Raw genomic sequence first — 14699 nt, forward strand, 5'->3', positions numbered from 1 at the left:
CCGAGTCCACACAGGGGATGACGTTCAACATCAGCCGTGTGATCGCAAAGGACTACTCGACCGTCGCATCAACCTGCATCGCAGTCCTTGCCACTGAAATCTATCGATTCGCCCCGATGGCTGATCAGATCGAGCACGTCCACTACCTGATCGTTCTGGGGCTTTTGATGGCATGCGTCGGCCTCGCCACCGCCGCCGTCAGTCACCTCAAGAAACGCGGTGCCTTTCGTGAACGGAACGCTCTCTACTAAATAAGAGAGCCGGCACCCGAAGGCGATCGCTTTCTCGCTCTGGCTCTGGAACCTCGCCCCAATCGACAGAGAGTAAATCCGATCTCTATTTTACAGCCAATACTGTAACAGCTCCGGCTCAAATAATTTAAACCTCGCCACTCCGTAAAAAATAGCGCTGCGGCCTATTTTCAAAGGAAAGCAACTGTGATTCTTCTTTCTCCACAAGTATGCGGCGTAGAATGATTCGCGACTGTCTTTGATGCTGAATGATTTGGCGGAGATTGCGAATGATCGAATTTGATATAGAAAGCTGGGCGCTCGCCAGGGCCCACCAAATTGTCTTCAACGAAGGTCTGAGCCTTGCTAAGGCGGCTCAGGATCTGGATCGCAAGCGCTCGCGCTCCCTTGTCTACGAGTTGCGGCGGGTCATAACGGCAGCCATTCTGGAAGCCCACGCTGCATCCACCCGTCCCGATGCCCCCGCAATCGAAGCACCGGGAACACATGCTTCTGCATAGTCAGGGTGCGGCGTGAAGGTGAACGCGGCCACGGCATATTTTGCCGCCGCGCACGGTTTCGGCACGATCACGAGTGAACCAGATCGGGTTGCAGACACGGACATGACAGGATATCGGCGTCGCGCAGATGAGGAAATCGGCGCCTCAGGACAAATCCCCTATCCTGTTTTTCGTCCGGCACAACCTCTCCCTCGACCCTCGCAGCCTTCGTTTGATACGGAGTCTGCCGCCTCCAAGGACGTGGGTGCTGTGGATTCCATGTTGAACGTTCCGGAACGAGGGGGACGATGACGCGACGGCGGTGAATCCGCAAAATCAGCGACTTACGCGAAATCCTATCCCCGGTTTTTCCTCGCTCTCCAAAGCCGTGCCTACATTGCCGGGTGCCATCGGTCGAACACGCCGCGTAAACGACTTCACGTGCGCCGCAAATGCCGACGACCGCCCGAAAGGCGCAGTTGCATCGCGCCGAGGAAACGGGCAGCCTGTCCGAGACCTGGAGGTCTGCGGGCGGGCTCCTCTGCTCGGCCCGGCGCACCCGGCCAGGCCTCCGGCGCAAGGGCCCAATCCCATCATGACGCGAGCGCAGCAAATAGGTGTCATTATCGGCCTCCTGATCGTCGCGGCCTTTACAATACTGCGGGCAAGCGACCCGCCGCTGCTGCGCCAGATTAGGGACATCACTTTCGATGAATACCAGCGCATCAGACCCCGTCCCTTCGAGGCGTCGCCTGTTCGTGTAATCGACATAGACGAGGCTTCGCTCAAGGAATTCGGCCAATGGCCATGGCCGCGCGACAGGCTTGCGCTGCTCGTCGAGCGACTCTCCCAGATGGGTGCGGCAGCCATCGCCTTCGACATCCTTTTTGCCGAGCCGGACCGACTGTCGCCCCGAAGCGTCATGCGCGATGTCGCAGCCGTCGACCCGTCGCTGCTTCGGCGGCTGCCGGACAACGACGAGATTTTCGCCGATGCGATTGCCGGGCGACCGGTCGTGCTCGGTTTCGGCCTGTCGACCGACGGCAACTACCGCCCGCCGGTCAAGGCTGGCTTTGCCTTCACCGGCGAAAGCCCGTTCAATGCGCCACCCCGGCTGACGGCCGCGACGCCGCTGCGACCGCAGCTGCAGATCAATGCGACCGGCATCGGGCATATCAGCCTCAACCCGGGCAACTATTCGTCGATCGTTCGGCGGGTTCCGCTATTGCTGACAGACGGCGAACAGCTGTATCCGAACCTCGCCATTGAGGCGCTGCGCGTGGCGCAAGGCGCTTCGACCTATGTTGTATCGGCAGCCCCCGACGCGCCCGATACGCTCACCTCGATCAAGATCGGCGACTTCATCGTCCCGGTGACGGCAAATGGCGAACTCTGGCTTTACACCAGCCCGGATGTGGCCGAGCGCTACATATCGGCCGGGCAGGTTCTCGCGCCCGATGGCGTTCCCCCAGAGGTCAGCACTGCCGTTCAGGGCAGCATCGTCTTCGTCGGCACGTCGTCGGCCGGCCTTCAGGACATTCGCTCGACCTCGCTTGGGCAGAACGTGCCGGGTGTTTCAATGCACGCACAGACCGTCGAACAGATCCTGTCGGGTCGTTTTCTGTCGCGGCCGGATTGGGCCGACGGCATGGAGATCCTGTCGATTGCCGTGCTCGGCACCGTCCTCGTGGTTCTGACGACCTTCGTCAGTCCCGCCGTGGCGTTGGCCTGTGGCCTGTTCATCACCGGGCTGGCGCTCGCCGCCTCGTGGGTCGCCTTTTCCGCCTGGGGTCTCCTCTTCGACCCGCTTGCCCTGATCGTGGCCGGCTCGATCATTCATTTTGCCGCAACCTCCTTCCGCATTCTGGTAATCGATCGTGAACGGCGAGAGGTCCGCCGTGCTTTCGGTCAATATCTCTCCCCCTCGCTGCTCTACCGCATCGAGCACACTCCCGACGCTCTCCGCCTCGGGGGCGACGATCGCGAACTGACCGTGATGTTCGTCGATGTGCGCGGCTTCACGGCGCTCAGCGAGCGGCTGCAACCCACCGAAGTCGTGCGATTTCTGAACACGCTGCTTGACGCGCTGAGCCGCCATGTGGTGGCGAACGAGGGCACGCTCGACAAGTTCATCGGCGATTCGATCATGGCATTCTGGAACGCCCCGGTCGATGTTGCCGGCCACCCCGCAAAGGCGGTGCGGGCGGCACTTGCCATGCGCGACACTCTGGCGGGCCTCAATGCCGCAGATGCCTTCGGCTTCGGGAAGGAGTACCAGGTCGGCATCGGCATCGGCATCCATACCGGTCTTGCCTGCGTCGGCAACATGGGTGCCGAGGCCCGCTTCAACTATTCGGCGGTCGGCGACGCCGTCAACGTCGCGGCCCGCATAGAAAGCTGCTGCAAGGAGGTGGGTTTCGACATTCTCGTCTCCGAGACGACGGCAGGTGCGCTACCTGGCTTCGCACTGCTCGACGCCGGCGCCCTAGGGCTCAAGGGCAAAAGCAGCCGGGCGAGACTCTATGCCACCGTCGGCGACGAGGCGGTCGGTCGGTCGGCCGACTTCACCTCGCTGCTGCGCCTGCACGAGGAACTTATCGCGGCATTGCGCACCCGCGCCGCCGACAGTCGCAAGCGTCTCGCCAGAACAAAGCAGCAGGCGTCCGGATTGGTGGACACTCTTCCCGAATTCTACCGCCGCCTGCCGCGCAGAGCGGATCATTTTCGCGACGCGCCTGCTGAAAAGGAGGACGCAGCATCCGAGCCCGCAAACTAGTCGCCGCTTTGATTGTCGTCCCGCGCCCGGGTCGAACCGTCGCGGTTCCGATCTCTGTCATGCCCGCTGCTTCTCTGCCCAAAATCCCCTTGCCTGCTGCCCCGTTGCCTGTCGCCCCCTTGCCCGTTGTCCCTTTGCCGGTCGATCCCGCTCATGCCGTCACTCTGCGGGCCGTCTCCCCCCGGCCCGTTGCTGCCGGGATTGCTCCCAGACTGATTGTCCCCAGCCCAGTTGCGGCCGAACCCGTTGCTCCCCGCTGCCCGGTCGTTGCCGCGGCTGTGGTCTCCATCCCCATCGCGTCCAGGTCGGTCGCCCGCTGGCCGATCGTTGCCGCTGTGTTGGTCACCGCGGCCGCCGCCGGATCCGTCGCCTCCGGGCCTGTTGCCGCCAGGCCGATCATTGTCGCCACGATGGTCGCCCGGCCTGCCGTCTCCCCGTCCCCAGTCAGAACGATTGCCCCAGCCGGGACCGTCCCCATCCCCGCGATCATGATGGCCGTCCCGATCGCGACCCCAATGGTGATCGCCATCCCGCTCGTGGTGGTGATGTTTGTCGTGCTGCTTGGTCGGTTTGTCCTGGGGGACCGATTGTGGCCCAGGCGATGGTGGCGTGGGCGATGGTGGCGTGAGCGATGGTGGCGTGGGCGCTGGCGCTGGCCGCGTGGGCGGGGTCGGTGGGTCGCGTTGTTGCGGAGCACGATCCTTCCGGTCCTGCTTCAGACTTGCAAGACCGCAACTGGTGCGAATTCCCGCGAGCGCGCCCGACAGCTGCTGATTGCCGGAGAGGAACGGCAGGGCTCGCTGATTTCCCAGCGCGCGCAACGTTCGTCCGTCCACGGCACGCGGATCAGACACGCCGCCGCCGCGCGTGGCGATGACGCAATCGCATTGCCGTCTCAGCTGCTTGCACCCTCCGGCGCCGCAGAACTGCGCCGCGCCGCTGAGCAGCACCATGGCGGTAGTACCGTTCGGCCCGACATAGAAGTCGAACGCCGTGCCACGCACGCCGATCGTTCCAGCCGGCGTCACGATCGAATAGGCCGACGACGAGGAGTTGCCGCTGATCCAGCGAAAGGTGCCCTTTGCGGCCTTGATGGTAAGCTTTTTGACCGAATTCGCATCGTCATAGACATAGTTGTCGATAACGACGGACGAACCGGCACCGACGGCCAGTTTCGTTCCGTCCCGGAAGATGAACTGTCCGAGCCCGCTGATGGAGGTCTTTATTCGTTCGTCCCGATGCACCGGCGCCCTGACCACCAGCGGCCCGCTCGCGCCCGTCACTTCCGTCCTGATCAGAGTCGCTTCGCCGACCGGCTCGGCGGCAGATGCCGGCACCGGGCTACAGAGCGCAAGACTGAACATCACGGCAGGAATGCCACGAAGATGGGACATCGCTTTTTCCTCAATATATTTACTTTAGCATGCAATAATATTAAGTGCTCCATATCCTCTTGGTGTAGTCGAACCTTTGTCGGTCGATCTCGACCGGTACCCCGCACCTATTGACTTCGAGTGCGGTTCGTCCGACTTCAATCGTGACGAACCAAGGAGCAAGACCATGACGGATGCGGCCAAGAGCACGATCGACCAGAGCGAAGTGGACCGCTTTTCAGCCATGGCGGCAGAGTGGTGGAGCCCAACGGGCAAGTTCAGGCCGTTGCACAAGTTCAACCCCGTGCGGCTCGCCTACATCAGGGACAAGGCGGCGGAAAATTTCGGTCGCGACGTCCGCAGTGCAAGGCCGCTGGAGGGCTTGAGGGTTCTCGATATCGGCTGCGGCGGCGGACTGCTGTCGGAGCCGGTGGCGCGCATGGGAGCCACGGTCGTCGGCGCCGACCCTTCTGAAAAGAATATCGGCATTGCCTCCACGCATGCAAAGGCATCGGGCGTTCCGGTGGATTATCGCGCGGTAACCGCCGAGCAACTGGCCGAGACTGGCGAGACTTTCGACATTGTTCTCAACATGGAAGTGGTCGAACACGTCGCCGACGTCGATTTCTTCATCGCCACCTGCGCCAAGATGGTCCGGCCTGGAGGCCTGATGTTCGTTGCCACCATCAACCGCACCATGAAGGCGGCGGCGCTCGCCATTTTCGCGGCCGAGAACATCCTGCGATGGCTGCCGCGCGGCACGCATCAGTACGAAAAGCTCGTCCGCCCCGAAGAGATCGAAAAGCCGATCATCGAAGACGGCCTGACGATCATCGACCGCACCGGCGTCTTCTTCAATCCGCTGTCGAACCAGTGGAACCTGTCGAAGGATATGGACGTGAACTACATGCTGCTCGCCAAGCGGGAGGTCTGAGCAGGCGAGGAGGGACGGGCGAGATCCACGTCGCCAGAAATGCGGCTATTCTGTCTGCGTTCCATGACGCGAGTGGAGGTGACGGTTGCCGCAGCATTCCTTGTATGTCTTTCCCGAACCACATAGGCAGGGATCAGCGCTCCGCCGCTGCAGCCGGCCGATCAAGGGCAGCAGAACCGCCGACGGCAGGAGCGTCGCCGCCAAAGCCACCAGTTTGGCCGAAATACCCGGTACGACAAGCCGCCGGCCGGACTTGAACCCGCGCCAGGCACGTTCCGCCACGTAATGCGAATCGAGCTTCGGAAGAATTTTGAACAGCGCTGCCCGATCGGCCCCCGATCGCTCGAGGAATTCCGTCGCCACCGGTCCCGGGGCGACGCAGGTGACGGTCACCCCGGTACCGCGCAATTCCTGGTGAAGAGCTTGCGAAAAGGAGCGCACGAAGGCCTTGCTGGCATAGTAAAACGCCATGCCCGGCCCGGGAGTGAACCCTGCTATCGAACCGAGGTTTAGCACGCCGCCCCGTCCGCGCGCCACCATGCCCGGCAGGAAACGAAGTGTCATGTCGCTGAGGGCGCGTATATTGAGATCGATGATCCCAAGCTGCTCGCCCATCGCAAGCGTCGTCGCCGCGCCCCGCAGGCCGTATCCGGCACTGTTCACCAGCACATCGCAAATCAGGTTGTTTGCGGCGAGAAAATCCTGCAGGCGCGCCGACGCATCGACCGCCAGGAGATCCAGTTCGAACGTGAATGGCTCGCCGCCGGCCTCTGTGATGTCGGTCGCAGCACCAGCAAGCGCTTCCGGCGAACGCGCCACGAGAACGACGACAGCGTGCTCCCGGGCAGCAACTCTTGCAATGGCTCTGCCGATACCGCGGGAACCACCGACCACCACAACAGCAGGACGCAACTCACCGTCATGGGTCATGACGCTGCGCCCGAAACCGCCTCGCCGTGGGCGGTCCCGATCTGGCCAAGGCTTCTCACCTCATCGGCGACAGCGCCGTTCAGTATCTTTTCGAAACGTTCCAGTGCGCGCGCCACATTGGCCCCGTCCATGACCCTGTGGTCGTAATGGATGCGCACGGTGACCAATCCATCCTCGGTGATCGGTCCGTAGTTGAAGATCGTGGTCAGCGGCGTCAGCGGATTGAGGGATTCAGCACCGAGGCCGGAATAGACCGACAGTTGGAAGGTGCCGAAATATCGTGCCCGTTTCTGCCCGATATTGAGCCCGAGCCACATCAGCAACCACCTGATGGGCAAAGGTGCGCGGGCAATCTTCAAGGCACGTCGGAATTCCTTGACCTCTAGAACCGGGCGTGACCGCGCCTGGCCGATCAGGGTTACAAGTTCGCCAAGCGAACGTCGCTCAGGATGCCTGATCGTCGTCAACAATACGGCCCGTTCACCGTCGTACTCGCGCTCGTGAGCAATTGACGCCACGCTTTCCGGGTACTCATAGAGCTGTGGTTTGGGGAATTTGACGTAGGCACGCCGAAAATCAGGGATCTCGCGCGACAGAAGTGCGTATCCCTTGAGGAAAAGCACTGTCCAGGAGGGGCGGTCCGGCTGCGCACTTCTTGCCTCCTGAAGCTCTCGAAGATTCATTTGCCGTTGCACAGTGACCCTCGGCACCCTGATCGAGAACCGCATCAGATCTCCGACAAGGCGTCGCGGCGCTGAAAGCTTGATGGCTCTGCCTCGCATCACGCCACCTCTCAGTAAAGATAGGGGATAATTCGCTTCGTCCTGTCCATGTAGGCGCGGTACTCAGGGCCGAAAAGTTCCAGCATCATCCGCTCCTCCTTGTCCACCCGCAGAAAAAACAGAATTGCAAAGCCGAGCAGGCCTGCCAACCCGACCACCCAATTCGACAGCAGAAACGCCTGACCAAGGCCCATCAGCAGGAACGAGGTGTACATCGGATGCCGGATAAAAGCGTACGGCCCGCCGGAAACCAGCTCGTGCTTTTCGCGAATCTCCAGCGTGATGGACCAGTTCCGCCCCAGCGCCTTGTGGGTTCTGCGAAAGACCCACATCGCCGCTGCATACAGCAATGCTCCGACAACGACCGACCACACATGAGCGGGATAGTCAGCCGCACGCGGTATGCCGGTCGCCACATATAAGGCGGGGACGACCGCGAGCCCCAGCAAAGCAAAGGCAAGTCCCGCCGCCTCGGAGGTCGAACGGCGATGACTGACAACCCTAACCCGCTTGGCGCGACGTTCGAATGGATACCGAATGATGTACCAGGCGATGACGCCAAGCACCCACGCCAACTTACCAAAAGCAGCTACGCTCAATTAAACACCCAGGCCCTTCTGCATCCTCTAATCAGCAGGGCAGACGGCACATTGCACCCGACTACCATCAGCCCACCGTATTCATCTCTCTCAGTTTCGTCACAAACTGTTGCGGCCGGAGCCATATGCTGGGCGTCTTATAGCCCATCGAAGCGGCGACTTCCCCCACAAAATTATTGCAGTTGGCGACCGACGCCTGCCAGACTTTCGATTTCGCCTGCAACTGTCGGATAGACGCAACGGCTTTGTTGTATTCGGCTTGCGTCAGCAGGACGCGCCAGCTTGCAGACCGGTAGGCTTCCTCCAGGTCTCCATCGGTTACGCCGGTCGTCGCCGGCACAGGCACGAAGTGACCGAGAACGTAGGAGTTGACGTCGCCCGACGGGGCAAGCCCCGCAACCTCCTGCGAGACGATCCCTCCGGCGCTGTTCAATCTTCCGAAAATGACATAGGTGTGGCCATAGCTCAGCGCATAGCGCGACCGAAATTCTATGAAATACCGGCCCTCTTGCTTTTGAGTAGCAGGACCGGCGGATCCGCCATCGGCGTTCGAAACGAACCTCGGCTGAGGCGGTTTGTCTTCAGTTTGGCAGGATGTTGTCGCGAGCGCGACTAGGACCAGAAGGGATAGAGAGCATTTGGAAAGCGTCATAGCTGCGCTTCGTCTCCGGGATCGAGTGAGCAAAGATACAAAGCCAGCCCGACAGCCATTTCGTTGCGAGCCACGGAACCGGTTTTGCCCGAACAGCAGAGCATGGGAAGGGCCACGAATGCCCCCTCCCGCTTTCAGCTAGATGTCAGCTGTCACTTATAAACAGGCGCCGGTTCCGCGACCGGTGGCGGTGCTTTCCCCTTGCCCTTACCAATGGTTCCGCAAGCTGTCAGGCTCGACACCGAAAACAGCGCAATCAGGCACATAACTAGTATTCTGCTCATCAAGTAGTCCTCTCCGTTTCGCATGGAATAAGGTTATCGAAGGCAACGATTCTACTAATAGCCGCAAAATTCGTCCAAGCCAAGCGCAGAAAGGCAAATGCATAGTTCCGCCCCACCCAGCGCCTCGCAATGCCTAACAGAGCGTGGCAACATCGCCACAAAATGTAAGGATCATATGACCAATACTTGTGTTCCCACGGGAACACGACTGTAGAGGTCGACAATATCCTCATTCGTGAGGCGGATGCAGCCATTGGACACTGCCTGACCAATCAGCCACGGTGCGTTCGTCCCATGGACGCGAAAGTAGGTATCCTGTCCGCCGCGATAGAGATAAAGGGCGGCCGCACCAAGCGGATTCTCCGGACCGCCAGGAACGCCGCCGGCATATTGTCCCAGATTCGGCTTGCGCTCGATCATGCTGGCAGTGGGCGTCCAGGAGGGCCATTCCGCCTTTCGGCCGATGGTTGCCTTGCCCTTTAGCGTAAGTCCTTCCTCGCCCACAGCGACAGCATATCGCATCGCCCTGCCAGCACCCTCGATGTAGTAAAGCTGGCGTTCGTAGGTATTTACAACGATACTGCCGACCGGCTCCCCTCCGGTATACGCTACTTCCTTTCGTACATAGCGAGGCTTCACGCCGGATGACGTAAGTCCGGACCCTAGCGGCCAATTCGTAGTACATCCTGAAGCCAGTATAGACAGCGAGCCCAACACAAGCCCGCGACGCGTAATATTGTGTTTGTCCATTTTTACCTGCTAAGTAATTGGTGTACCCCGCCTTCTCCTTTAGCATCCGAATTCCTTTCGGCCAAGCCTCCCCCGATGCGCAGAAGATTCGATATTTGAGTGTAATTGGGGGTTACCCTTTGTTGTTGTGCTCCATATGAAGAGAATCTAGACGAGCAGGTGACCCGCCTCGTTGGCAAGGACGCAGAGGGCCTTCCGGTATGTTGAGCTCAGTTGTGGGCTACGAATGAAATTTATTGCAGAATGCGTCGACCTCTGCTCGATTGTGTCGCAATGGGGGAGCAAGGACAAAAATGAAATTCGACTTCGAAGGGAAGGTCGCGATTGTAACGGGCGGCGGCTCCGGAATAGGTGCAGCGATATCGCGGCAGCTTGGAGGTGAAGGGGCCGAGGTTGTTGTCGCCGACGTCGATGCTGAAGCAGCGCTTGGCGTCGCGGCTGAAATTCGTTCGCTAGGAGGTAAAGCCCGCGACTTCGTCGTCGATGTCAGCGACGCGGCAGCGGTGGAAAAGCTGGTGGCGTTCGCCGTCCGGGAATGTGGTGGGCTGCACCTGGCAGTCAACAATGCAGGGGTTGACGGCGTACGAAGAGCGACGGCCGATTACCCGCTTGATAACTGGTTGAAATTGATAGACGTCAATCTGAACGGCGTCTTCTACTGCATGAAATATGAGATCGCCGCCATGCTCGCACAGGGCAGCGGAGGGGCAATTGTCAACATGTCTTCCATTCTCGGTTCTGTTGGATTGCCGACGGCACCTGCCTACACGGCGACCAAGCATGCAATTGTCGGGCTGACGAAGGTTGCGGCGATGGAATATGCGCGTCTGGGCATCCGAATCAATGCTGTCGCCCCCGGCTGGATCGAGACGCCGCTTCTCTCGGAACATGCGGAAATAGCAAGCACGCGCCGGATGATGGCATTGCAGCCGATGGGCCGACGTGGGACTCCGGAAGAGGTATCCGCCCTCGTGTGCTTCCTGTTGTCAGAACAGGCCAGCTTCATCGCGGGAAGCTGCCATCTGGTCGACGGGGCCTATAGCGCCCACTGACTAGTTCACGTCATCCGGGAGAACCGGCAGAGCGGCGATCTCGATACCCTCTTCGAGCAGAGCCCGCGCTTCATCCAGCGTCGTCTGGCCCATGATTCCGCGGGCGTCGGCCTCCCCGTAGTGGATCTTGCGTGCCTCTTCCGGAAAGCGGGTGCCGACATCCTCGGAATTGGCCTTGATGGTGGAAACGGCTTCCTTGAGCTTCTGAAAGGCTTCGCGCCGCATCGTGTCCATCGCAAGCGTCTGCATCTCGTTCTTTTTCCGCGCGGTCGAGACGGATGGCGCCATCAGCAGCTTGGAAATGGAAGCCGAACTGCACACCGGGCAGGTGAGAAAACCAGATGCGACCTGACGCTCGAAATCCTCGCTTTCGGAGAACCAGCCTTCGAACTCGTGGGCGTTTTCACAACGCAGCGAATAACGGATCAAGCGGCTACGCCTCCTGCGACGGCCCCCGCAACCTTCTCTATGGAAAACTCTCGAGCATTCCTAAGGTTCGGAATTTTGTCATGCGCAGCCTTCACTGCCGCCGTATCGATCTCGGCGACGATCACCGCCTCGCCCGCCGGTCCGGCGCAGGCAAGTACCCTTCCCCATGGATCGACGATCATGGAGTGGCCAAAGGTCTCGCGCCCATCTTCATGCAGACCGGCCTGGGCGGCGGCTATGACGAACATGCCGTTCTCGATGGCACGGGCACGCAACAATATTTCCCAATGTGCTTCCCCCGTCTGCTTCGTGAAGGCGGCAGGCACCGTCATCACCTGTGCGCCGGCAACAGCCTGGGCACGGAAAAGGGCTGGAAAGCGCACGTCGTAGCAGATGGCAAAACCCATCTCCGCAAAAGGCAGCGACAGCACGCGCGCTTCCGATCCAGGATGGTACGCGGCGCTCTCGCGCCAGCTCTCGCCATTGTCGAGATCGACGTCGAACATGTGGATCTTGTCGTAGCGATTGAGGATCCTGCCATCCGGCCCGAAGAGATAGCCGCGATTTGCAAGCATGCCGCCGTCAAGCGCAATTGCCGTCGAGCCGACGTGCACATAGATGCCAAGCTCCTTGGCGAGCTCGCCAGCGGTACCGACAATGATGTCGTTTGTTTCATCCCGAAGCAGGGCCTTTGCAGCAGCCCGGTCGCGCTGAAGCATACCGGTCATTTCAGGCGTCTGCACATAGGTTGCGCCCTGTCCGGCCGCGTCGCGAACAAGCCGCGCCATGGCGGCAGCGTTTCGCTCGGGATCGACGCCTGAGCACATTTGAATGGCGGCAGCCTTGAAGGTCATCGGTTTCCCCTAAGCTGCAAGCAGCGGATCGAGCTTGCCTGCACGGTCCAGCGCAACGAGATCGTCGCACCCGCCCACATGCTGATCGCCAACGAAAATCTGCGGAAACGTCGTGCGACCATTCGACTTGCCGATCATCTCCTGCCGGAGATCCGGCGAAAACGTCGCATCATGCTCCAGGAAGTCCACGCCCTTCTCGGTGAGCAAGGCCTTCGCTCGGCTGCAATAGCCGCAGGCTTGGCGCGTATAGATCGTGACGGGTACCATGTTGGCTCCACAAAAAATGCAGGTTTTCTTTGCGTCATATAGTTTCTGAAAGTCCCCTTGCAAAGGTCAAAACCGTGATGTCGGCGGCTCCGGCGTTGCGAAGAGCCCTGGCGGTGGCGGCAACGGTGGCGCCGGTAGTGCAGTCGTCGTCCACGAGCACAAGCCGCTTGCCGACGACCCCTCGTGTCCCTGCGCGAGCGCGAATGCCCCCCGCACGTTATCTTCACGCGCTCTGACGCCCAGTCCCACTTGCTGACGCGTGCGCCGGATGCGCAGCAAGGTGCCCGGTATTCCGCGCCAGTTCCGCTGACTGGTTGAACTTGCGCGAGAACATGCGACCGATGCAGGGGACGGGCAGTATCGCATCGCAGCGTTCGACCATTCCCTCCCCCACCCTGAGCACCGTACGGCCATCATGGGCGCCAGATCGGTTCGATCGCGTTACTTCAGACCATGCACGAGATTGCGGACCGCATCGTCGGGGAAGGCAGCCGAGCGCAGCCGGTCGAACGGCGGCGGATTGGCGATCGCCTCGGCGCTCAGTATGCCCGGACCAAGATTGTGTGAGAACGGGACGCCGAGGATTTCGAAGGAGGGCCGCTCGATAAACCGGAGAGCTGACCACCAGCACCTTGGGCCGCGGTGCCTGCCTGTCGCGACGCCGCAGACGGCGCAGGCCGGCGGATTGACAAGATCGACGACGAAATCCGGCGACCGCAGCAGCAGCGTTCGTCCCAACCTCACCAATCGCCTCAACCCCATGGCGAAAGACCAGCCTGTTTCGCCTCGCAGGAAAATCGCCTTGCCGCACCGACCTGGCGGGATTATGGACTCGGTTCATGGATATCATTTTCGACAAAGCCCGGATCGCGGCGAACAGGCATCGCGCGCTGCGCAACAATGATCCGAAAGCGGCTTTCCTGCTCGATATCGCGGCCGAAGAGCTCGGTGAACGTCTCGCCGTCGTCGAGCGAACCTTCGAGCATGCCGTCGAATTGCATGGCGCTACCGGCGCAGCCGCCCGTGCGGCGAAGGCGACCGGAAAAATCGCCAGCCTGACGCGGGTCGAAAGCGAACGGACCTATGCCGAACCGTTCGAGATATTTGTCGAGGCGCCGATCGAGACCATTCCACTCGAACCGCAGTCGGCCAATCTGGTGCTCGCCCCGCTCAGCCTGCACCTGACCAACGACACGCCAGGGGTCTTCATCCAGATCCGTCGGGCGCTGAAGCCAGACGGGCTGTTCCTGGCCGCCATTCCCGGCGCAGGCACCCTTCAGGAGCTTCGTGAGGTGCTGCTTGCGACCGAGATCGAGATGACGGGCGGCGCAAGCCCGCGCGTGATCCCCTTTGCCGACGTACGTGATGTCGGCGGACTGATGCAGCGAGCCGGTTTCGCCCTGCCGGTGATCGATGCCGAGACCTATACGGTGCGCTACGATTCGATCTTTCCGCTGATGCGGGACTTGAGGGCGATGGGCATGACCAATCCGCTTGCCGAACGCAGCCGCAAACCCCTGACACGGGCGTTTTTTCTCAGGGCAGCGGAGATTTACGCCGAGCGCTACGCCGATCCGGACGGCCGCATCAGGGCGACGTTCTCGATAATCTATGTCTCGGGATGGGCGCCGCACGAAAGCCAGCAGAAACCGCTGCGACCGGGATCGGCCAAGGTCAGGCTTGCGGACGCGTTAAAGGTCGAGGAACATAAGCTTAAGCAGTGAGCCGGACCTTTGTCAGTTGGGGAACGTCATGTGGTTGCTCAGGTTCAGAAACACGTTGCCGATGTCGCCGCCGAGCGTCCGCATCCCCCACGAGCGCAACTGATATGATCGCTGCGCTCAGGCCGTATTCGACGGCGGTTGCGCCGTCGATATCTGCGAAAAAGACCTTCCGAGTTCGCATCGTCGGTCCTTTGCGCCCTGCCGCCGCGGCTCGTACTTATTCACGCGGCAATCTGGTGCCGTCAGCAGCCGACTCCGCTACCGTAGCCCTGAACGACGCAGACGGAACCCGGCGTTTCCTCGAGGATACTGCGGCGGATCGTATAGCGCTTGCCGTTCTCCGTTTTCGGGATCGAGCCAGTCGTGATTGAATCGAATTCGGACGGGGCGCTGGCAAATACGCTGGATCTCGACTTATCGGCGAGCATCGGCGTCAGGATCAATGTCAATGCCACGACGGCTGTGCCGAACAGCAACGCAATATTCAGCGCCCCCGTCTTGCGCGAGGCAGCCGAAGCTTGCTTTTCCCGAACTGCTTTCCAGAAATCGTCGTCCATGCGTCA

16 protein-coding genes and 3 pseudogenes are annotated in these 14699 nt (G+C 60.8%); 6 read left to right on the forward strand and 13 right to left on the reverse strand.

Going from position 1 to position 14699, the window contains the following annotated elements; all coding sequences use genetic code 11:
- The 3 genes and pseudogenes from AC1D2R_RS29510 to AC1D2R_RS29520 all read left to right on the forward strand — a co-directional run.
- Positions 1–251: pseudogene (locus tag AC1D2R_RS29510) on the forward strand (methyltransferase family protein); the annotation flags it as partial.
- 269 nt (positions 252–520) lie between these two features.
- The gene (locus AC1D2R_RS29515) at positions 521–751 is read left to right on the forward strand and encodes a hypothetical protein (RefSeq protein WP_477973049.1); all 231 of its coding nucleotides are present in this window, start codon (positions 521–523) and stop codon (positions 749–751) included.
- Between the two features lie 574 nt (positions 752–1325).
- Positions 1326–3506, forward strand: a complete 2181-nt coding sequence (locus AC1D2R_RS29520) for a CHASE2 domain-containing protein (protein WP_477973051.1) — start codon at positions 1326–1328, stop codon at positions 3504–3506.
- Between the two features lie 431 nt (positions 3507–3937).
- Here AC1D2R_RS29520 and AC1D2R_RS29525 read toward each other — a convergent pair.
- Positions 3938–4900: pseudogene (locus AC1D2R_RS29525) on the reverse strand (FecR family protein); the annotation flags it as partial.
- A gap of 166 nt (positions 4901–5066) precedes the next feature.
- On the opposite strand from AC1D2R_RS29525, the gene ubiG reads away from it, so the two are divergent.
- Positions 5067–5813, forward strand: coding sequence for a bifunctional 2-polyprenyl-6-hydroxyphenol methylase/3-demethylubiquinol 3-O-methyltransferase UbiG (ubiG, locus tag AC1D2R_RS29530; RefSeq protein ID WP_477973053.1), 747 nt, complete (start codon positions 5067–5069; stop codon positions 5811–5813).
- A 45-nt stretch (positions 5814–5858) separates the two neighbouring features.
- Here the strand turns inward: ubiG and AC1D2R_RS29535 are convergent, their stop codons facing one another.
- The 6 genes from AC1D2R_RS29535 to AC1D2R_RS29560 form a co-directional block, all read right to left on the reverse strand.
- Positions 5859–6743: an SDR family NAD(P)-dependent oxidoreductase gene (locus tag AC1D2R_RS29535; RefSeq protein ID WP_477973055.1), complete on the reverse strand. Its 885-nt coding sequence runs from the start codon at positions 6741–6743 to the stop codon at positions 5859–5861.
- Positions 6740–7525 carry a hypothetical protein gene (locus AC1D2R_RS29540; protein WP_477973057.1) on the reverse strand — a complete coding sequence of 262 codons (786 nt, stop codon included), beginning with the start codon at positions 7523–7525 and terminating at the stop codon, positions 6740–6742. Before AC1D2R_RS29540 ends, AC1D2R_RS29535 begins: the two co-directional genes overlap by 4 nt.
- Before the next feature lie 11 nt (positions 7526–7536).
- Positions 7537–8124, reverse strand: a complete 588-nt coding sequence (locus tag AC1D2R_RS29545; RefSeq protein ID WP_477973059.1) for a protein-S-isoprenylcysteine O-methyltransferase — start codon at positions 8122–8124, stop codon at positions 7537–7539.
- Between the two features lie 67 nt (positions 8125–8191).
- Positions 8192–8776, reverse strand: a complete 585-nt coding sequence (locus AC1D2R_RS29550) for a hypothetical protein (RefSeq protein ID WP_477973061.1) — start codon at positions 8774–8776, stop codon at positions 8192–8194.
- A gap of 152 nt (positions 8777–8928) precedes the next feature.
- Complete coding sequence (locus tag AC1D2R_RS29555) at positions 8929–9060, reverse strand: ABC transporter (RefSeq protein WP_477973063.1); 132 nt, start codon at positions 9058–9060, stop codon at positions 8929–8931.
- Positions 9061–9231: 171 nt separating this feature from the next.
- Positions 9232–9810, reverse strand: coding sequence for a L,D-transpeptidase (locus AC1D2R_RS29560; protein ID WP_477973065.1), 579 nt, complete (start codon positions 9808–9810; stop codon positions 9232–9234).
- A gap of 293 nt (positions 9811–10103) precedes the next feature.
- On the opposite strand from AC1D2R_RS29560, the gene AC1D2R_RS29565 reads away from it, so the two are divergent.
- On the forward strand, positions 10104–10862 hold the full coding sequence (locus AC1D2R_RS29565) for an SDR family NAD(P)-dependent oxidoreductase (RefSeq protein ID WP_477973067.1): 759 nt from the start codon (positions 10104–10106) through the stop codon (positions 10860–10862).
- Here AC1D2R_RS29565 and AC1D2R_RS29570 read toward each other — a convergent pair whose 3' ends face one another.
- From AC1D2R_RS29570 to AC1D2R_RS29585, 4 genes and pseudogenes are all read right to left on the reverse strand, one after another.
- Positions 10863–11291 (reverse strand): DUF1178 family protein, encoded by a 429-nt coding sequence (locus tag AC1D2R_RS29570; protein ID WP_477973069.1) that lies wholly within the window; start codon positions 11289–11291, stop codon positions 10863–10865. It lies immediately after the preceding gene.
- Positions 11288–12145: a carbon-nitrogen hydrolase family protein gene (locus AC1D2R_RS29575; RefSeq protein ID WP_477973071.1), complete on the reverse strand. Its 858-nt coding sequence runs from the start codon at positions 12143–12145 to the stop codon at positions 11288–11290. Before AC1D2R_RS29575 ends, AC1D2R_RS29570 begins: the two co-directional genes overlap by 4 nt.
- 9 nt (positions 12146–12154) lie before the next feature.
- A complete protein-coding gene (grxC, locus tag AC1D2R_RS29580; protein WP_477973073.1) occupies positions 12155–12412 on the reverse strand; it encodes a glutaredoxin 3 in 258 nt (85 codons plus the stop codon).
- Positions 12413–12446: 34 nt separating this feature from the next.
- Positions 12447–13174 (reverse strand): annotated as a pseudogene (locus tag AC1D2R_RS29585) (ComF family protein).
- A 77-nt stretch (positions 13175–13251) separates the two neighbouring features.
- On the opposite strand from AC1D2R_RS29585, the gene AC1D2R_RS29590 reads away from it, so the two are divergent.
- Entirely contained in the window at positions 13252–14136 is an 885-nt protein-coding gene (locus AC1D2R_RS29590; RefSeq protein ID WP_477973075.1) for a methyltransferase domain-containing protein, read from the forward strand.
- Here the strand turns inward: AC1D2R_RS29590 and AC1D2R_RS29595 are convergent.
- Complete coding sequence (locus tag AC1D2R_RS29595) at positions 14126–14317, reverse strand: Flp family type IVb pilin (RefSeq protein WP_477973077.1); 192 nt, start codon at positions 14315–14317, stop codon at positions 14126–14128. The two genes, AC1D2R_RS29590 and AC1D2R_RS29595, sit on opposite strands and share 11 nt — an antisense overlap.
- Positions 14318–14378: 61 nt before the next feature.
- Complete coding sequence (locus AC1D2R_RS29600; RefSeq protein ID WP_477973079.1) at positions 14379–14693, reverse strand: hypothetical protein; 315 nt, start codon at positions 14691–14693, stop codon at positions 14379–14381.
- Positions 14694–14699: the final 6 nt, after the last annotated feature.

The organism is Rhizobium sp. P1_C7 (assembly GCF_056406295.1).